The 17,305-nt window shown below is 71.3% G+C and carries 21 protein-coding genes; 5 read left to right on the top strand and 16 right to left on the bottom strand.

Annotation, left to right across the window (positions count from 1 at the left end; all coding sequences use genetic code 11):
• A partial coding sequence (locus LV75_RS02720; RefSeq protein WP_253884980.1) for a transposase family protein occupies positions 1-331 on the top strand: 331 nt, incomplete at its 5' end.
• Between the two features lie 214 nt (positions 332-545).
• Here LV75_RS02720 and LV75_RS02715 read toward each other — a convergent pair.
• The 5 genes from LV75_RS02715 to LV75_RS02695 all read right to left on the bottom strand — a co-directional run bounded on the left by LV75_RS02715 (position 546) and on the right by LV75_RS02695 (position 3,598).
• Positions 546-1,055, bottom strand: coding sequence for a DUF4262 domain-containing protein (locus tag LV75_RS02715; protein WP_253884979.1), 510 nt, complete (start codon positions 1,053-1,055; stop codon positions 546-548).
• A 58-nt stretch (positions 1,056-1,113) separates the two neighbouring features.
• A complete protein-coding gene (locus tag LV75_RS02710) occupies positions 1,114-1,863 on the bottom strand; it encodes a YebC/PmpR family DNA-binding transcriptional regulator (RefSeq protein WP_253884978.1) in 750 nt (249 codons plus the stop codon).
• An 18-nt stretch (positions 1,864-1,881) separates the two neighbouring features.
• Positions 1,882-2,529 carry a pyridoxal 5'-phosphate synthase glutaminase subunit PdxT gene (gene pdxT / locus LV75_RS02705; protein ID WP_253884977.1) on the bottom strand — a complete coding sequence of 216 codons (648 nt, stop codon included), beginning with the start codon at positions 2,527-2,529 and terminating at the stop codon, positions 1,882-1,884.
• 65 nt (positions 2,530-2,594) lie between these two features.
• Positions 2,595-2,903, bottom strand: a complete 309-nt coding sequence (locus tag LV75_RS02700; protein WP_253884976.1) for an AzlD domain-containing protein — start codon at positions 2,901-2,903, stop codon at positions 2,595-2,597.
• Complete coding sequence (locus LV75_RS02695) at positions 2,900-3,598, bottom strand: AzlC family ABC transporter permease (protein ID WP_253884975.1); 699 nt, start codon at positions 3,596-3,598, stop codon at positions 2,900-2,902. Before LV75_RS02695 ends, LV75_RS02700 begins: the two co-directional genes overlap by 4 nt.
• 47 nt (positions 3,599-3,645) lie before the next feature.
• On the opposite strand from LV75_RS02695, the gene LV75_RS02690 reads away from it, so the two are divergent.
• Entirely contained in the window at positions 3,646-4,245 is a 600-nt protein-coding gene (locus tag LV75_RS02690; RefSeq protein WP_253885013.1) for a helix-turn-helix domain-containing protein, read from the top strand.
• 56 nt (positions 4,246-4,301) lie between these two features.
• Here the strand turns inward: LV75_RS02690 and pdxS are convergent, their stop codons facing one another.
• A complete protein-coding gene (pdxS, locus tag LV75_RS02685) occupies positions 4,302-5,216 on the bottom strand; it encodes a pyridoxal 5'-phosphate synthase lyase subunit PdxS (RefSeq protein ID WP_308210834.1) in 915 nt (304 codons plus the stop codon).
• 228 nt (positions 5,217-5,444) lie between these two features.
• On the opposite strand from pdxS, the gene LV75_RS02680 reads away from it, so the two are divergent.
• On the top strand, positions 5,445-7,544 hold the full coding sequence (locus tag LV75_RS02680) for an elongation factor G-like protein EF-G2 (RefSeq protein WP_253884974.1): 2,100 nt from the start codon (positions 5,445-5,447) through the stop codon (positions 7,542-7,544).
• On the opposite strand, the gene LV75_RS02675 is transcribed toward LV75_RS02680, so the two are convergent.
• The 5 genes from LV75_RS02675 to LV75_RS02655 form a co-directional block, all read right to left on the bottom strand.
• A complete protein-coding gene (locus LV75_RS02675; protein ID WP_253884973.1) occupies positions 7,541-8,506 on the bottom strand; it encodes an NUDIX hydrolase in 966 nt (321 codons plus the stop codon). The two genes, LV75_RS02680 and LV75_RS02675, sit on opposite strands and share 4 nt — an antisense overlap.
• Positions 8,503-9,633: a glycosyltransferase family 4 protein gene (locus tag LV75_RS02670; RefSeq protein WP_253884972.1), complete on the bottom strand. Its 1,131-nt coding sequence runs from the start codon at positions 9,631-9,633 to the stop codon at positions 8,503-8,505. Before LV75_RS02670 ends, LV75_RS02675 begins: the two co-directional genes overlap by 4 nt.
• 16 nt (positions 9,634-9,649) lie before the next feature.
• Positions 9,650-10,588: a phosphatidylinositol mannoside acyltransferase gene (locus LV75_RS02665; protein WP_253884971.1), complete on the bottom strand. Its 939-nt coding sequence runs from the start codon at positions 10,586-10,588 to the stop codon at positions 9,650-9,652.
• Positions 10,575-11,204: a phosphatidylinositol phosphate synthase gene (gene pgsA, locus LV75_RS02660; protein ID WP_253884970.1), complete on the bottom strand. Its 630-nt coding sequence runs from the start codon at positions 11,202-11,204 to the stop codon at positions 10,575-10,577. The genes LV75_RS02665 and pgsA overlap by 14 nt, the downstream gene beginning before the upstream one ends.
• 85 nt (positions 11,205-11,289) lie before the next feature.
• Positions 11,290-11,778 (bottom strand): MarR family winged helix-turn-helix transcriptional regulator, encoded by a 489-nt coding sequence (locus tag LV75_RS02655; protein WP_253884969.1) that lies wholly within the window; start codon positions 11,776-11,778, stop codon positions 11,290-11,292.
• Positions 11,779-11,847: 69 nt separating this feature from the next.
• Between LV75_RS02655 and LV75_RS02650 the strand changes: the two genes are divergently transcribed.
• Entirely contained in the window at positions 11,848-12,414 is a 567-nt protein-coding gene (locus LV75_RS02650; RefSeq protein WP_253884968.1) for a YceI family protein, read from the top strand.
• 40 nt (positions 12,415-12,454) lie between these two features.
• Here LV75_RS02650 and LV75_RS02645 read toward each other — a convergent pair whose 3' ends face one another.
• The 5 genes from LV75_RS02645 to LV75_RS02625 form a co-directional block, all read right to left on the bottom strand.
• The gene (locus LV75_RS02645) at positions 12,455-12,823 is read right to left on the bottom strand and encodes a hypothetical protein (protein ID WP_253884967.1); all 369 of its coding nucleotides are present in this window, start codon (positions 12,821-12,823) and stop codon (positions 12,455-12,457) included.
• The gene (locus LV75_RS02640) at positions 12,820-13,257 is read right to left on the bottom strand and encodes a hypothetical protein (protein WP_253884966.1); all 438 of its coding nucleotides are present in this window, start codon (positions 13,255-13,257) and stop codon (positions 12,820-12,822) included. Before LV75_RS02640 ends, LV75_RS02645 begins: the two co-directional genes overlap by 4 nt.
• Positions 13,247-14,200 (bottom strand): hypothetical protein, encoded by a 954-nt coding sequence (locus tag LV75_RS02635; RefSeq protein WP_253884965.1) that lies wholly within the window; start codon positions 14,198-14,200, stop codon positions 13,247-13,249. Before LV75_RS02635 ends, LV75_RS02640 begins: the two co-directional genes overlap by 11 nt.
• Before the next feature lie 137 nt (positions 14,201-14,337).
• Positions 14,338-14,901 carry an HIT family protein gene (locus LV75_RS02630; RefSeq protein WP_253884964.1) on the bottom strand — a complete coding sequence of 188 codons (564 nt, stop codon included), beginning with the start codon at positions 14,899-14,901 and terminating at the stop codon, positions 14,338-14,340.
• Positions 14,902-15,011: 110 nt separating this feature from the next.
• On the bottom strand, positions 15,012-16,448 hold the full coding sequence (locus tag LV75_RS02625) for an LVIVD repeat-containing protein (RefSeq protein ID WP_372504122.1): 1,437 nt from the start codon (positions 16,446-16,448) through the stop codon (positions 15,012-15,014).
• A 167-nt stretch (positions 16,449-16,615) separates the two neighbouring features.
• Between LV75_RS02625 and LV75_RS02620 the strand changes: the two genes are divergently transcribed.
• On the top strand, positions 16,616-17,254 hold the full coding sequence (locus tag LV75_RS02620; RefSeq protein WP_253884963.1) for a DUF305 domain-containing protein: 639 nt from the start codon (positions 16,616-16,618) through the stop codon (positions 17,252-17,254).
• Positions 17,255-17,305 lie beyond the last annotated feature (51 nt).

The raw sequence follows: 17,305 nt of genomic DNA, 5'->3' as shown, positions 1-17,305 counted from the left end.
AACACCGTTCGAGGGTCGCCACCACGACATTCACTGCCTCAGGAAATCAGGCATCCTGCAGGGCCGGGACACCACCTCCTGGCTCGCCGACAAAGGCTACATCGGCAGCGACATGATCACCCCGTTCCGCAAACCCCGCAAACGCGAACAACCCCGATGGCAGAAAGAATACAACTTCCAACACAACAAGATCCGCGTCGCCGTCGAACGAGCCATCGCCCACCTCAAAACCTGGCGGATACTCCACACCGACTACCGGCGCCCGTTCAACACCTTCACCGCCACCATCACAGCAGTCATTGGGCTCTACTTCTACGCACGCTCTGAATAACCCTCACAGCCTACCGCGCAGCACCGACACAACGGGAGCAGCAAACAACGCCCTGTGGACAACTAGAACCGTTGTGGACAAGCAGATCCCACAACCACCCACCACAAGATCAACTGAAACAAGTGCCCCCGATATACAGCCTACCGAGGAAGCCCGACACAACAGGAGCAGCGAACAACGCCCTGTGGACGGCAAAGACGGTTGTGGACAACCGTCAAGGACCGTCAATCCCCGGTCGCCAGCTCTCCGGTGCGCCGCTCTCCGTCAAAACCCGTTGCCACTCGGCGAACCCCTCCGGCGCCCCGGCACTCCACGGAAAGTGCCCCTCCGGCGTAGCGACGATCAGCTGCAACACCGGGAACTGCCCCGACGGGTACAACAGCAGCGCGCTGCCCAACAACGGGTAGAAGTCCGGGTGGACCCGTTCCACCACCACAGCGGTCCCGTCAAAGAAGTCCAGGTACGGCAGCCCAGGGAAGAACCGCTCCCCCGCGGCCGCCCGCCGCACGTACGCGTCAAGGAAGGTCTGGTTCATGTCCACAGGCAGCCCGAGCACGACAGCTTCAGGAGCCCCGAACCGACGCCAAGCACCTACCGTGAATGCGTAAGGCGGTCCGTGTTCGTCCCCCGGTACTTGGACCACCGCGTGGCCGTCCTCGTCCGCGGTCTTGAGCAGCCACTCGCGCAGCGCGGCCTGCTCCTCGGTGATGTCGTCCAGCGGCACGCCTGCTCCTCGGTGGGGACCGAAACGGGGCCCGGTTCAACCGGGCCCCGGTAGAACGTCAGTCGACCTCGGCCATCACGTCATCGGAGACATCGAAGTTCGCGTACACGTTCTGCACGTCGTCGCAGTCTTCGAGGGCGTCGATGAGCTTGAAGATCTTGCGGGCGCCGTCGGCGTCGAGGGCGACGGTGAGGGAGGGCAGGAACGAGGCGTCGGCGGAGTCGTAGTCGTAGCCCGCGGCCTGCAGGGCCGTGCGGACGGCGACCAGGTCGGTGGCCTCGGAGACGATCTCGTAGGTGTCGCCGAGGTCGTTGACCTCCTCGGCGCCCGCGTCGAGGACCGCGCCGAGGACGTCGTCCTCGGACAGGCCGCTCTTGGGCAGGATCACCACGCCCTTGCGGTTGAACATGTACGACACCGAGCCGGGGTCGGCCATGTTGCCGCCGTTGCGGGTCATCGCGGTGCGGACCTCGCCCGCGGCCCGGTTGCGGTTGTCGGTGAGGCACTCGATGAGCACGGCGACGCCGTTGGTGCCGTAGCCCTCGTACATGATCGTCTGCCAGTCGGCGCCGCCCGCCTCCTCGCCGCCGCCGCGCTTGCGGGCGCGCTCGATGTTGTCCTGCGGGACGGAGTTCTTCTTCGCCTTCTGGATCGCGTCGTAGAGCGTGGGGTTGCCGTCGGGGTCACCGCCGCCGGTGCGGGCGGCCACCTCCACGTTCTTGATCAGCTTGGCGAACAGTTTGCCCCGCTTGGCGTCCAGGGCGGCCTTCTTGTGCTTGGTCGTCGCCCACTTTGAATGGCCGCTCATCGGTCCTCCGTCAATGGCTCAGCTGTCGGTTGTGCGCCCGCGGACCCGGTCCCCACGGACCACGTCCACGAACAGGCGGTGCACGCGCGCGTCACCGGTCAACTCCGGGTGGAACGAGGTGGCCAGCACGTTGCCCTGCCGAACGGCGACGATCCTACCGGCGGCGGCTCCGGCCGCCGGGGTGTCGGGCACCCTGGCCAGGACCTCGACGGTCGGTCCGCACGACTCTACCCAGGGCGCCCGGATGAACACCGCGTGCACCGGCCCGTCGTCGATCCCGCTGACCAGCAGGTCCTCCTCGAACGAGTCGACCTGCCTGCCGAAGGCGTTGCGCCGCACGATCACGTCGAGCGCACCGAGCTGGTGCTGGTCGGGGCGCGCGTCCAGGGCCTTCTCGGCGAGCAGGATGAGCCCGGCGCAGGAGCCGTAGGCGGGCATCCCGGCGGCGAGGCGGGCGCGCAGCGGGTCGAGCAGGTCGAAGGTCTCCAGCAGCCGGGAGATGGTGGTGGACTCACCGCCGGGCAGCACGAGGCCGTCGACCTCGGCCAGCTCGCGCTGCCTGCGCACGGTGATCACATCGGCGCCACCGGCCTCGAGCGCGGCGGCGTGCTCGCGGACGTCGCCCTGCAGGGCCAGCACGCCGATGAGCGGTCGATCTGCGGACACTGGTGGGTCCTCCCTCGTTCCACGACCCGGTTGACCAGGGTAATCGGCCGGGTCGGGGTGTCGGGTCAGGCCACCCCGGCCAGGCGCAGCAGTGCGGTGGTCGCCGCCGCGGCGAGCACGACGACGACGAACGGGGCCTTGCGCCAGGCGAGCAGACCGCCGACGGCGACCCCGGCGGGCAGTGCCCACCCGGCGAACGCGTGCCCCTTGGCCAGCGTGCTGGTGGCGATGAGCGCGACCAGCAGCACGATGGCCCCGGTGGAGAGCAGCTCGCGGACCCGGTCGGGCAGGGTGAACCGGTCGCGCAGCAGGGTCCCGCCGAAGCGGAAGGCGAACGTGCCCAGGGCGAGCACCAGGATCGGCACGATGGTCACGCCGTCGCCCCCTTCACTTCAGCCGACTCGGTCCGGCGGGGCACGGCAACCAGCCCGAGCAGGGCCAGCAGCACGGGCACGCCCGGCGGCAGGAACGGGGTGGTGGCCAGGGCGATGGCGGCGCCGAGCAGGGCGGGCCGCAGCTTGCCCGCTTCCTTGAGGGCCGGGAGCACCAGCGCGAGCATGACCGCGGGGAAGACCGCGTCCAGCCCCAGCGCGTTCGGGTCGCTGACCAGCGAGCCCGCCAGCGCGCCGCCGAGCACACCCACGTTCCAGGCCACGAACAGCGACGCCCCGCAGGCCCAGTAGGCGGCCCTGGCGCGGACCGGGTCCTTCTGGGCCATGGCGAAGGCCACCGACTCGTCGATCAGCAGGTGGCTGCCCAGCACCCGGGCGGGCCAGCTCTTGCCGACCACGTCGCCGACCGCCAGGCCGAACGGCAGGTGCCGGGCGTTGAGCACGAGCCCACCCACGACCGCCGCGATCGGGCTGCCGCCGGAGGCGACCACCCCGACCGCCAGGTACTGCGAGCCACCCGCGAAGACCAGCACCGACATGGCGACCGGCACCCACAGCGGGTTGCCCGCGGCGACCGCGATCGCGCCGAAGGACGCGCCGTTGACCGCGGCCGCGGCGGCGATCGCCAGCACGCCGCGCCACAGCCCGGAATCGAGGGTTCGCCATATCGAACGCATAGTCCAGTATCATGAACACCCTGCCTGCGTTCGTCAAGGCGAACGCAATGTTCGCCACAACGAACGAACACGACGAAGGAGGAGGTCCGGTGCAACAGCGCGGCGCGCCGCTGGAGGTCATCGCCCGGTCACTGCGGCGCGAGCGCGACCGGGTCGGGCTCTCGCTGAGCGAACTGGCCAAGCGGGCCGGGGTGGCCAAGTCGACGCTGTCGCAGCTGGAGTCCGGTTCGGGCAACCCGAGCGTGGAGACGCTGTGGGCGCTGAGCGTGGCGCTCGACGTCCCGTTCAGCAGGCTCGTCGAGCCGCCGCAGCCCCGGGTGCAGGTCATCCGCGCGGGCGAGGGGCCCGCGGTGTTCTCCGAGCGCGCCGACTACGTGGCCACGCTGCTCGCGTCCTGCCCGCCGCACGCCCGCCGCGACATCTACCTGATCACCGCCGAACCGGGCGGCAAGCGCGAGTCGCACCCGCACTCCCCCGGCGTGGTCGAGCACGTGGTGCTGTGCTCGGGCCGGGCGCTGATCGGGCTGACCGACGACCCGGTCACCGTCGAGCCGGGCGACTACGTCTGCTACCCGGGCGACCTGCCGCACGTGTTCGAGGCGCTGGTCGCGGGCACGGTGGCCTGCATGGTGTCCGAGCACGTGTGAGCCCGGTGGTGCTCGATCGGGCGGGGTCCGGGCCCGATCGAGCACACCCCCGGGGACTACCAGCCGCGCTCGGCGAGCCGGTGCGGTTCGGCGATGCCCTCGACGTTGATGCCCACCATGGCCTCGCCGAGACCCCGGCTGACCTTGGCGATCACGTCCGGGTCGTCGTGGAAGGTGGTGGCCTTGACGATGGCCTCGGCCCGCTGCTCGGGGTTGCCGGACTTGAAGATGCCGGAACCGACGAACACGCCCTCGGCGCCGAGCTGCATCATCATCGCCGCGTCGGCCGGGGTGGCGATGCCGCCCGCGGTGAACAGCACGACCGGCAGCTTGCCGGTGCGGGCCACCTCGGCGACCAGGTCGTAGGGGGCCTGCAGCTCCTTGGCCGCGACGTAGAGCTCGTCGGCGGGCAGCGACGACAGCCGCTTGATCTCGCCGCGGATCTTGCGCATGTGCGTGGTCGCGTTGGACACGTCGCCGGTGCCCGCCTCGCCCTTGGAGCGGATCATCGCCGCGCCCTCGGTGATCCGCCGCAGCGCCTCACCCAGGTTGGTCGCGCCGCAGACGAAGGGCACCGTGAAGGCCCACTTGTCGATGTGGTTGGCGTAGTCGGCCGGGGTGAGCACCTCGGACTCGTCGATGTAGTCCACGCCCAGCGACTGCAGGACCTGGGCCTCGACGAAGTGCCCGATGCGGGCCTTGGCCATGACCGGGATGGAGACGGCCTCGATGATGCCGTCGATCAGGTCCGGGTCGCTCATCCTGGCGACGCCGCCCTGGGTGCGGATGTCGGCGGGGACGCGCTCGAGCGCCATGACCGCGACCGCGCCCGCGTTCTCGGCGATCTTGGCCTGCGCGGCGTCGACCACGTCCATGATCACGCCGCCCTTGAGCATCTCGGCCATGCCGCGCTTCACCCGGGTGGTGCCGGTCTCGGGGGCGGGGCTGGCGTTCTGCGTGGCTTCGGACACGGTGCGGCCTTTCGGGTCGAGTCGGCGCGCCGGGAAGGGCGCTGACCACAGGCTACGTCCCAGGTGGTCCGATCGGGGCGGCCAATCGAGGGCTATCTCGGCAGACCACTTCCGCGGTGGGGTTGTCCACCCGCCGATATCGGTGTGAGATCGAACACACGGGCTGACCAGCCCGCAGCAGCCGATGGGGAGCCCCGGCGGCTTCCCGACCCAGGGAGGTGGGGCACCGTGGGGTCCAAGCACTCCGAGCACGGCCAACCCGAGTCCGGCGTCGCGGTCAGCGACCCGGCGAAGGTGCGCAACATCGTGCTGGTCGGGCCGTCCGGGTCCGGGAAGACCACGCTCACCGAGGCGCTGCTGGCCGCCTCGGGGGTGCTGAGCCGGGCAGGGTCGGTCACCGAGGGGACGACGGTGTGCGACCACGACCCGGCCGCGGTGCGCCAGCAGCGGTCGGTGGGGTTGTCGGTGGCCCCGCTGCTGCACGACGGGGTGAAGGTGAACCTGATCGACACCCCGGGGTACGCCGACTTCGTCGGTGAGCTGCGCGCCGGTCTGCGCGCCGCCGACGCCGCGCTGTTCGTGGTCAGCGCCGCCGAGGGGGTCGACGCGGCGACCACCGCGCTGTGGGCCGAGTGCGCCGCGGTGGGCATGCCCCGGGCGCTGGTGATCGCCCGGCTCGACCACGCCAGGGCCGACTTCGCCGCGGAGTTGGCCGCGTGCCAAGCGGCGTTCGGGGCGAACGTGCTGCCGGTGTACCTGCCCGCCGGGGACGGCCTGCTCGGCCTGATCACCCAGCGGCGGATCACGGGGCAGCGGGTCGAGCCCGCGAGCCCCGACGAGGTCGACTCGATGGCCGCGGCGCGGGCGGAACTGCTGGAGGGGATCATCGCCGAGAGCGAGGACGAGACCCTGCTGGAGCGCTACCTGGCGGGCGAGGAGGTCGACCCGGCGACGATCATCGCGGACCTGGAGACGGCCGTCGCGCGCGGCGCGTTCCACCCGGTGTTCCCGGTGTGCGCGGGCACCGGCCTGGGGCTCTCGGCGCTGCTGGACGCGCTGACCAGGGCGTTCCCGTCGCCGCTCGAGCACCCGCTGCCCGCGGTGACCGATCCGGCAGGCCGCGCGCACGCCGCGCTGAGCGCCGACCCGGACGGCCCGCTGGTCGCCGAGGTCGTGCGCACCGCGGTGGACTCCTACGTCGGTCGGGTGTCGCTGGTCCGGGTGTTCTCCGGGACGCTGCGCCCGGAGCGCGCGGTGCACGTGTCCGGCCACGGCCTGGCCGACCGGGGCCACGAGGACCACGACACCGACGAGCGGGTGGCGCACATCTACTCGCCGCTGGGGGCGGCGCTGCGCGAGGTGCCCTACTGCGTGGCCGGCGACCTGTGCGCGCTGACGAAGGTGGGGTCGGCCGAGACCGGGGACACCGTGTCGGCGCCGGAGGACCCGGTCCTGATGGCGCCGTGGGCGATGCCCGAGCCGCTGCTGCCGGTCGCGGTGACCGCCAAGACCCGCACCGACGAGGAGGCGTTGGCGCGCAACCTGTCCCGGCTGGTCGCCGGTGACCCGACGCTGCGGCTGGAGCGCAACGCCGAGACCCACCAACTGGTGCTGTGGTGCATGGGCGAGGCGCACGCCGACGTGGTGCTCGACCGGCTGCGCGCCGGGGGCGCCGAGGTGGCGACCGAGCAGGTGCGGGTGTCGCTGCGCGAGACGTTCGCGACGCGGGCGCGCGGGCACGGGCGGCACGTGAAGCAGTCCGGCGGGCACGGCCAGTACGCGGTGTGCGACATCGAGGTCGAACCGCTGCCCACCGGGTCCGGTGTCGAGTTCGTCGACCGGGTGGTGGGTGGGGCGGTGCCGCACCAGTTCATCGGCAGCGTGGAGAAGGGGGTGCGCGCCCAACTGGAGCGCGGCCTGCACGACGGCCACCCCGTCGTCGACATCCGGGTGACCCTCACCGACGGCAAGGCGCACAGCGTCGACTCCTCCGACGCCGCCTTCCAGACCGCCGGGTCGCTGGCCCTGCGCGACGCGGCCGAGAAGGCCCGGATCTCGCTGCTGGAGCCGGTCGACGAGGTCCACATCACGATCCCCGACGACCACCTGGGCACCGTCCTGGGCGACCTGTCCGCCCGCCGCGGCCGCGTCCTGGGCACCACCACCGACGACAGCGGGCGGACCACCGTCCAGGCCGAGGTCCCGGCGGCCGCGCTGGTCCGCTACGCCATCGACCTGCGCTCGCTGACCTCCGGCGCCGGCACGTTCACCCGCGCCTTCAGCCGCTTCGACCCGCTGCCCACCGCGTTGGCGGGCCAGTACGCCTAGCGCACCGCGCGCAGGGTCCCGTCCCAGGGCTGGAGGTCGGCGAGGAGTTCGGCGAGTTGCGCGGGGTAGACGGTGTCGCCGGTGGCGCGCAGGTCCGGTTCGGACCACCAGCGGTGCTCGGCGATGGTGGCCGCCTCCACCTCGGTGAACCCCGAGGTGTCCACTGTGGACCCGTCGGGGACGCGCGCGAGGTAGAACCACTCCTCGCCGTCGTAGCTGCGGCCGCCGAAGCTGAACGCGACGCGGCGGCGCCAGACCGGGCCGGTGAGCGAGTCCGGCGCGAACTCCATGCCGGTCTCCTCGCGGACCTCGCGCAGGGCCGCCGAGCGCAGGTCCTCGCCCGGCTCCACGCCCCCGCCCGGGGTGAACCAGTAGTGCTCGTCGGCCCGGGCCGGGTCGTGCCCGCGGAACAGCAGGACCCGGCCAGCCGCGTCGAGCAGGACCACCCGGGCGGCGGGGCGCGCGACGTCCTCGGCGAGCGAGGGCTCCGCGATCTCCAGGTACTGCGGGCTGGGCGCGGTACCGGCCAGTTTGAGCCAGCGGACCGGGCGCCTGCGGCGGATGGCCAGGGTGTCGCGGACGGCGTCGCCGTGCACGCGGCGGGCGATGACGACCCGGTGCTCGGCGTCGCCGAGTTCGGCGACCAGGGTGAGCGGCAGGCAGCGGCGGTCGACCGAGGCGAGTTCCCTGGTCAGGGCGTTCTCGGCGGGTTCGCGGTCGGGGCGGGCGGCGTGCTCGGCGCGGTCGGCGAGCACCCGCAACCGGTCACCGGCGAGCGGGTCGATGCCGCCGGAGACCGCGCGGGCGACGACCGCCCGCCTGGCCAGGGCCGCGTCCAGCGCGGCCCACGCAGCGTCGGTGCGCACGTGCAGGCGGTCGAGCCGGTTGGCCACCCCGACCAGCCAGATGCCGACGAGCACCAGCACCGCCATGGCCGTGAACACCACCACCCAGACGGTCACGGCACCTCCCCCACCGCGCGTGGGACCGCCGCGACCGCCTGCTCGTAGACCCGCAGGACCTGCGCTGCGACCACCGACCAGTCGTAGTTCGCGACCCGGCGCTCCCCCTCGGCGACCAGGGAGGCCCGGTGCGACCTGTCCGCCAGCACCGCGCGCAGGCCGTCGGCCAGGCCTGCCGGGTCGCCGACCGGGGTCAGCACGCCCGCGCGGCCGTCGTCGAGCACGCGGCGGAACGCGTCGAGGTCGCTGGCGACCACGGCCGCGCCCGCCGACATGGCCTCGGTGAGGATGATCCCGAAGCTCTCGCCGCCGAGGTTGGGCGCGCAGTAGACGTCCACGCTGCCGAGCATGCTGGCCTTCTCGGCGTCGTCGACCTGCCCGAGCAGGTCGATCCGCGGCGCCACGCGGGGTCCGGCCGCCCGGAGCAGGTCCGCCTCGTCGCCGCGGCCGACCACGAGCAGCCGCAGGTCCGGGTGGTCGTCGACGAGCAGGTTCAGCGCGTCGAGCAGCACCGGCATGCCTTTGCGGGGCTCGTCGTAGCGGCCGACGAAGCCGATGGTGCCGCCCGCGCGCGGGTACCCGGGCATCGGTTGGGCGGAGCGGAAGAAGTCCACGTCCACGCCGTTGGGGATCTCCACCGCGTCGCCGCCGAGGTGTTCCACTTGGACACGCCTGGCCAGGGCCGACACCGCGATCCGGGCGGTGATCTTCTCCAGGAACGGTTGTAGGACGGAGTGGAAGGCGCTTAGCGTGCGGGAGCGAGGCGTCGAAGTGTGGAAGGTGGCGACGATAGGGCCATCGGCGACCATTAGCGCCAACATGGACAGACTGGGCGCTGTGGGCTCATGCAGGTGCAAGACGTCGAAGTCGTGTTCGCGGACCCAACGACGCACTCTCGCGTAAGAGACCGGACCGAAGGACAGACGCGCGACGGAACCGTTGTAAGGGATACCGAGTGCCTTGCCCGCGGGGCTCACGTAGTCGGGCAGTGGAGTGTCCTCATCGGCCGGGGCGAGCACGTCGACGTCGTGCCCGAGTCCGCGCAATGCCTTGGCCAGGTCCAAGACGTGCGCCTGCACCCCGCCGGGCACGTCGAGGGAATACGGGCAGACGATGCCAACCCTCATGCCGACCCCCACCCGCTCACCGACGGCGTCCTCGAGGTGCCTCCTCGACCGCCAACTCCCGCTGTCCCTGCTCGGTCAGGTCGGAGATCCAAAGCTTCTGCAGCATGTGCCAGTCGGCCGGGTGCGCTGCGATGTCGGCGGCTAAGACGTCCGCCAGTGCTTGAGTGGCGGCCGGGATCCCACGCACGCCGTCGACCTTCACCGGCGGGTGGATTCGAAGTCCCCAACCGTGGTCGGTGTACCAGCAGCCGACCGGGATAAGAGGGGCTCCAGTGCGCGCGGCAAGGTAAGCGGGCCCGCCCGGCATCCTGGTCTTCTCGCCGAAGAAGTTGACCGGTATGCCTGCCGGAGTCAGATCACGGTCGGCGAGCAGGCAGATCAGTTTGTTCTGCCGCAGTCGTTCGGCCAATACGGCGGCTGGGTTCTTGTCACCACCGGTCGCCGGGATGATCTCGAAGCCCAGGGACTCCCGGTAACTGACGAACCGGTTATAGAGCGACTCCGGCTTGAGGCGTTCGGCGACGGTGGTGAACTTGCCGTGCTCGCCCACCATCCACACCCCGGCCGCGTCCCAGTTGCCCGAGTGCGCCAAGGCCATGACCGCGCCGTTGCCCTCGGCGAGCGCGGCGACGATGTACTCGTTGCCGGTCATGGTGGCGCCGATCTCCGCGTGCACGGCGGCGTGATCCATGCTCGGTAGGCGGAACGCCTCCATCCAGTACCGCGCGTAAGAGCGCAGCGATTGCCGCACCAGGTCGTCCAGCTCGGCGGGCCCTGCGAGTGGCACGACGCGCGCGAGGTTGGCCCTCAACTGCCGCGTACTCGGGCCCTCGCGGCGTGCGGCGAGGTCGGCGACACCGCGGAAGAGACCGGCGGCCGCCCCCTCGGGCAGGGTCCGGACCAGTCGCCACCCGGCCCCGTAGCCGAGGTCGGCCAGGCGCTCACCCCAGCTCATGGGCCTTCTCCTCCGTGCGCTCCAGGGCGCTGCGGCGCACCGCGAGCAGCCGCTGCCCCACGGTGATCACCGAGCCCGCGGCGAGCAGCCACAGCGCGACCTCCAGCGCGTAGGGCACGCCGAGGCCGGTGAGCCCGGCGCCGACCAGGGTGGTGATCAGCCGCTCGGCGCGCTCCACCAGGCCGCCGTCCGCGTCGAGCCCGGAGGCCTCCGCGCGCGCCTTGACGTAAGAGATCACCTGCGCCAACACCAGGCAGATGAGGGCGGCGACGGCGGTGGTGCGGTCGCCGATGTCGAACAGGTACCAGGTGATGCCGCAGAACAGGGCGCCGTCGACGAGGCGGTCGCAGGTGGCGTCGAGCACCGCGCCGTAGCGGGTGCCCCCGCCCAGCGCGCGCGCCATGGCCCCGTCGAGCAGGTCGAACATGGCGAAGCCCCAGACCACGAAGGTCCCGGCGAGCAGGTGCCCGGTGGGGAACAGCCACAGCGCGCCGGCGATGGCGGCGGCGGTGCCCAGGAGGGTGACGGCGTTGGGGGTCAGGCCGAGGCGGACCAACCGCGCCCCGATCGGATCGGTGACGCGGGAGACGGAGGCACGGGCGAAGATGTTGAGCATGGGGCTGTGAGACGCACCTAACCGCGGGACGACCTGGCCCGGGCAGCGTAACCGCCGCGGGTGACCGTTGGTGCGCCCGGGCTGGTCAGCCCAGCTCCCGACACCCGGGCAGCGACTTGTCCGGATCTATGCCGTCGAGGATCGCGGCGCTGATGGCGCCAAGAGCCCGGACCTGCTCCGGGGTCAGCCGGTCGAAGACGGCCTCACGCACTGTGGTGACGTGCCCGGGCGCGGCAGCCTCAAGTGCGGCGAAACCGGCGTCGGTGAGCACCGCGATAGAGCCGCGCTTGTCGGTCGGGCATTCGCGGCGCTCGACCCAGCCCTGGGCCTCCAGCCGGGCCACGGCGTGCGAGAGCCTGCTGCGGCTGGACCCGCGCAGCCCGGCCAGCTCGCTCATCCGCAGCGCGCGGTCGGGGGCGTGCGACAGCACGACCAGGATCTCGTAGTAGGTGTAGGGCATCGCGGAGTCGCGCTGCAGCTGGCGGTCCATGTGCTCGCCGAGCGCGCCGAACATGGTCACGAACGTCCGCCACACCTCGAGTTCGGCGGCGGAGAGCCACCGGGTGTCGTCCATCCCACCACTTTACTAGTTGAGCTCTCAACTTGCAGCGGGTAGGGTTCCGGTTGAGAGTTCAATCAACCGATGGAGAGATTCGCCATGACCCTCGCCCAGCTCCCCGGGTTCGTCGCAGGCACCTGGGACATCGACCCGGTCCACTCCGACGTCGGCTTCACCGTGCGGCACATGGTCGTCAGCAAGGTCAAGGGCCGCTTCGACGGCGTCAGCGGCGAGATCGTCACCACCGAGGACCCGACCGCGGCGTCGGTGCGGGTCGCCATCGACCTCAACACCATCAACACCTACAACGAGCAGCGCGACGGGCACCTGCGCTCGGCCGACTTCTTCGAGGTCGAGACCTACCCGGAGCTGACCTACACCGCCACCGGCGTGCGCGCCGACGGCGACGAGTACGTGCTCGACGGCGAGCTCTCGCTCAAGGGCGTGACCAAGACCGTGCCGCTGCGCTTCGAGCTCAACGGCTTCGGCCCCGACCCCTACGGCGGCACCCGCGTCGGCTTCTCGGGCACCACCGAGATCAACCGCCGCGACTTCGGCGTCAACTTCGAGGGCGTGCAGAACGGAATCGCCGTGGTCGGCGACAAGATCTCCATCCACATCGAGCTCGAGGCCGTCCTGCGCCAGGGCTGAGCCGGGTCCCGGCCCACGCCCCCTCGGGCGTGGGCCGGTGTCAGGTCCCCGCGACGATCACGCAGGGCGGCTCGGGGGCCGGGCGCAGCACCGCGATCCCACCGGTGGTCACGGCGAGGATCAGCAGGGCCGCGCTAATCCTGTAGAGGAAGCGGGTCGCCGATCCCCGGTCGGCCGCGAAACCGGCGCCGTCGCGCTGCACCCGCACGATCGCGGTGACCATCGTCGCGACGCCCATCGCGCCGAAGCCGACGGTGGTCCAGGTCAGCGCCTGCGTGTCGGGGTCGGACAGCAGGTCGATCCCGGCCGCCTTGAACCCGAGCAGCACCAGGCCGCCGAGGGCGGCGGCCACCGCGAGCGCGTCGGCGGTCCTGCCGAGCGCGGTCCAGCCGGGCGCCTCGGCGCTCACCTGGACCGCTCCGAGATCGGGAACCGGGCGATCCGGGCCCGGGTCGTGACGTGCCGCAACTCGCTCCAGGCCTCCTGCTCGACGACCACCGGCAGCAGGTCGCGCGCCAGCCGCGAGAGCTGCACCACCGCGCGCCGCTCCCGCTCCCTGGTGGACTTGGTCTGCGCGTAGTCGCGGGCGACCAGCACCGCGCTCATCCCGGCCAACCCCGCCAACAGCACGCCCGCGGCCACGTTCCCCGGGGCGAAAGCCCAGGTCACCACGGTCGCGGCAGCCAACAGCACGATCAGTGCCAGCCCGATGAGGCGCACGGTCTGCATGCGGCTCTCGGCGCGGTCGAGCCCTTCGAGGGCGTGCTCGGCGTGCGTGAGGGCGTCCTCCAGCTCAGCGCCCAGGCGCCCCGGTTCCGCGGACCACGTCGACTCATCCGCCATCGCAGAACACCCCGATCCGGTTCGAGAACCTGCTCATCAGCGTCGCCACCAGCTCGTCGTCGCCGTGCGACGGTATCGCCACCCCGCCCACGGTGAACGGCTTGCGGAACGAGATCACCGGCATCATCGCCACCCGCGCGCCGAAGCGGTTCTCCCCCACGAAGTTGACCAGCGCCCGGACCTCCCTGGCGAACTCGCTGTCGCGGCCGGGGTCGGCCGAGGGCAGGTAGTGGCCGCCGACCGCGGCCAGGGTCGCCGCGTCGGCAGCGCGCGCCGCGGCCGGGTCGGGCAGGTTCCGGTGCAGCAGGTCGGGCATGGCCAGCACGATGACCAGCCACAACGGCCCGGAGCGGGATTCCCAGCTGCTCTCCAGCCAGGACCGGGTCTGGCGCAGGTCGTCCAGCTCGCCGCGCAGGTTGTGCGCGCGGGCCTGCTCCACCAGCTCGGGCAGGTGCGCCATGGCGCGCGGGTCGGTGGCGGGCAGCGCGGCGCTCTCGGCGATGGCGACCCGCTGCAGGTCCTCGTCCCAGATCTTGCTGAACCCCCAGGACACCACGTGCACGACGCCGGTGGGCGCGTTGCCGTTGGCGAAGTAGCGGTCCCTGGTGCGCCTGCCCTGCTCGGAGTCCTTCTGGCCCGGGACCACGACCAGCTCGACGTGCCGCTTGCCGCCGCCGGTCGCGGTGACGAACCGGTCGCGCTCGTAGTCGGCGCTCTCGCCCTCCAGCACGGGTTGGCCCAGCTGGAACCGCTGCCGCAGCGCCTGGTGCAGGAAGGACTTGCCGGTGCCGCGCATGCCGGTGATCGCGATGCCCACCGCGGGCCGGACCAGGAAGTTGTACCGCCGTTTGATCACCAGGCTGGCCGGGCGGCCACCGAGCTTGCCCAGCAGCGGCTCGGCGTTGGCCGCCCAGGTGGCGCGCGCGGCGTGCCAGATGTCCACCACGCCTCCCACCGGTTGATCACGGACATGATCGCGGGGTGGCCGGGCGGTGTTACCGGACCCCGGTCCAGCGCGGCGGGTCCAGCGCGGCGGGTCCAGCGCGACGCGGTCGCTCGGGTGTGGCCAGTCGGGCGCGGTCAGTCGTCCCAGGCGTCGGCGAGCAGGGCGCGGGTGTCGCCGAGCAACTGCGGGAGGACCTTGGTGTGGCCGATGACCGGCATGAAGTTGGCGTCCCCGCCCCACCTCGGCACCAGGTGCTGGTGCAGGTGGGCGGCGATCCCGGCGCCCGCGACCACGCCCTGGTTCATGCCGAGGTTGAACCCGTGCGGAGCGGCGACCTTGCGGGCGACGCGCATCGCCTGCTGGGTGAACCTGGCCAGCTCGTCGGTCTCGGCGGGGGTCAGGTCGGTGTAGTCGGCGACGTGCCTATAGGGCACGACCATGAGGTGGCCGGGGTTGTACGGGTACAGGTTGAGCACCGCGTACACCGTCTCGCCGCGGGCGATGACCAGGGCCTCGGCGTCGTCGAGGTGGACGAGGGCGCAGAAGGGGCAGCCCGCGCTGCTGTCGCCCTCGGGCTTGTTCTCACCCTTGATGTACGCCATCCGGTGGGGGGTCCACAGCCGCTGGAGGGCATCGGGGATCCCCACCCCCTCCTGGGGAACGAACTCGGGCCCCTCGGTGGGGATGGATCCAGCCATGCTCTGATCCTAGTGGCGCCCCCTGACGCCGCATCGCCCCTGGACAGGGACTCGGGCCCCTACGACAGCACAAGAGGCCCCACCCGGAGGTGGGGCCTCTTGCCGTACCGCTACTTGCCGTAGGTCGTCTGTGTCTGAGCGTTGAACTCGGTCCACCGGTAAGACTTGGCCGGGTCCGTCGCGGGGTCGTTGACCTCTAGGACGTCGAAGCCCTTACCGAGGCCGTTCGCGTAGATGTAGCCGTTGTAGTAGTACGCCGACCACACGCCGCCGCCCTCGCCGGGTACGGCCGCCGGACCGCGCTCGAAGAAGCCGATCTCCTTGGGCTGCGCGGAGTTGGTGTAGTCGACCAGCTGGATGCCGCCGGAGTACCAGGCCTGGACCATGATGTCGCGACCGGGCACCGGCAGCAGGGCCCCGTTGTGCGCCACGCAGTTCTCGTTCTCGGTCTGGTAGCGGCCGATCTTGTAGAAGCTGCGGAACTCCAGCGCGCGCTGGTCGCCGCGGCCGGTGATGTCGTAGATGCCGTTGGCGCCGCGGGTCGGGCCGATCTTGGCGTTGCAGGTCGCGCCACCGCCGCCGCCGAGCTCGTCGGTGAAGATGACCTTGGTGCCCTCGTTGTTGAAGGTCGCCGAGTGCCAGAACGCGAAGTGGTCGTCGTCCTGCACCCGGTTGATCACCCGCGGCTTCTCCCGGTCGGCGATGTCGAGCAGCACGCCGTCACCCATGCAGGCGCCCGCGGCGAGGTTCTTCGAGGGGAACACCGTGATGTCGTGGCAGCCCGAGGTCGGGACGACGTACGGGACGTAGATGTCGGCGGAGCTGCCGCGACCGGGGTTGCCGCCGTCGGGGAACAGGTTCGGCGTGGCCACGATCTCGGCCGCGCCCGGGTTGCGCAGCGGCACCTTGATGATGGTGATCTTGTCGTGCGGCGGCAGGCACTTGCTGATGTTGCTCGCCGGGGCGTAGGAGGAGACGTAGATGTAGACGTCGCGGCCGCGCTTGTCCGGCACCAGCGTGTGGGTGTGCGAGCCGCAGTCGGTCTCCACGGCCTTGATGTAGCGCGGGTTGCGCTTGTCGCTGATGTCGAAGATCTTCATGCCCTCCCAGTAGGGCTTGGTGCCGTCGTTCTGGGCGACCGAGGAGCAGGAGTCGTCGCTGCGCCTGGAGTCGGTGGACAGGAACACCAGGTTCCCGCTGACCGAGACGTCGTTCTGCGAGCCGGGGCACAGCACCTGGCTGGCGATGGTCGGCGCCTTGGGGTTCTTGATGTCGTAGATGGTGAAGCCGAGGTAGTTGCCCGCGATGGCGTAGTCGCCGGTGAACGCGAGGTCGGACCCGGTGGCGCCCGCGCCCTTGAGCGGTGCGGTCGCCGGGATGTTGGCGAGGTGCTTGACGTTCGGGCTGGTCACGATCTCGTCCGGCCCCGGGAACTGGTTCTGCGCCGCGGCCGAGGGCACCCCCAGTAGCGCCGAGATCGTCAGCACCGCCGCCCCGACGACCGCGAACGACGACGCCCTGCGCCTGCCGCGATGGGAAAGAGCCACCCTGCGCACCCCTCTCGTGAAGACCCTGGAACCGGCAGTATGACCCGGGCGCAAGATCGCAACCAGCCCCGTTTGTTGCTGCTTTTCACCATTTGGGTACGCCCTGTTGCCACTCGATCCGGTCAGGTACGTTCGGCGGTCGGACGCGGGGTGAGGGGAGTTCGAGCATGGTGCTGCGGGTGGCTGGGGCGGCCATCGCGGTCGTCTTCACGATCGGGATCGGCGGCTGTTCGACCGACCCCGCTGCGGTGAACCCGGTCATCCAGCCGGGTCGACCGGGCGAGGCCAACCACACCCTCTCGCCGGAGGAGATCGAGTCCGGTGTGCCCGCCGTGCCGCCGAACGCCGCCGACTTCAGCTACGCCGAGATGATGATCGCCCACCACCAGCAGGCCATCGAGATGTCGGCGCTGGCGCCGCAGCGGGCCGCCAACACCTCGCTCAAGGGGCTGGCCAGCCGCATCGCGGACACCCAGGGGCCCGAGATCGGGGCGATGAACAACTGGCTGCGCGCCAACGGCAGGCCCGCGATCGACCCGGCGCACCAGGGCCACAGCGGCCACTCCGGGCACCCGATGCCGGGGATGGCGACCGCCGAGGAGTTGGCGCGGCTCGAGGCCGCGACCGGGGCCGGGTTCGACGAGCTCTACGTGCGGCTGATGACCCGCCACCACGAGGGCGCGATCCAGATGGCGAACGTGGTGCGCAAGGACGGCGCGGACATCACCGTGCAGGAGATGGCCGACAACATCGTCGCCGAGCAGACCGACGAGATCCAGCGGTTGCGCACCATCCTGGGCACCTGATCGCGAGTTGTCCACAGGCGGGGGAAACCGGCGGGCGGGCGCCGGTCGGCG

This window comes from Actinokineospora diospyrosa (assembly GCF_024171925.1).
In the GTDB taxonomy this organism is placed as follows: Bacteria; Actinomycetota; Actinomycetes; order Mycobacteriales; family Pseudonocardiaceae; genus Actinokineospora; species Actinokineospora diospyrosa.
The sequence above is the reverse complement of the archived record's forward strand: the minus strand, read 5'-3'. Positions and strand labels throughout refer to the sequence as shown.

Coding starts and splice junctions, on each gene's coding strand:
- LV75_RS02665 (WP_253884971.1), bottom strand. CDS start 10,588: ATGAGCTGGGGTGAGCGCCTGGCCGACCTCGGCTACGGGGCCGGGTGG.
- LV75_RS02650 (WP_253884968.1), top strand. CDS start 11,848: ATGGAGAGATTCGCCATGACCCTCGCCCAGCTCCCCGGGTTCGTCGCA.
- LV75_RS02670 (WP_253884972.1), bottom strand. CDS start 9,633: ATGAGGGTTGGCATCGTCTGCCCGTATTCCCTCGACGTGCCCGGCGGG.
- LV75_RS02620 (WP_253884963.1), top strand. CDS start 16,616: ATGGTGCTGCGGGTGGCTGGGGCGGCCATCGCGGTCGTCTTCACGATC.
- LV75_RS02690 (WP_253885013.1), top strand. CDS start 3,646: ATGTTCGCCACAACGAACGAACACGACGAAGGAGGAGGTCCGGTGCAA.
- pgsA (WP_253884970.1), bottom strand. CDS start 11,204: ATGCTCAACATCTTCGCCCGTGCCTCCGTCTCCCGCGTCACCGATCCG.
- LV75_RS02655 (WP_253884969.1), bottom strand. CDS start 11,778: ATGGACGACACCCGGTGGCTCTCCGCCGCCGAACTCGAGGTGTGGCGG.
- LV75_RS02695 (WP_253884975.1), bottom strand. CDS start 3,598: ATGCGTTCGATATGGCGAACCCTCGATTCCGGGCTGTGGCGCGGCGTG.
- LV75_RS02710 (WP_253884978.1), bottom strand. CDS start 1,863: ATGAGCGGCCATTCAAAGTGGGCGACGACCAAGCACAAGAAGGCCGCC.
- LV75_RS02640 (WP_253884966.1), bottom strand. CDS start 13,257: ATGGCGGATGAGTCGACGTGGTCCGCGGAACCGGGGCGCCTGGGCGCT.
- LV75_RS02630 (WP_253884964.1), bottom strand. CDS start 14,901: ATGGCTGGATCCATCCCCACCGAGGGGCCCGAGTTCGTTCCCCAGGAG.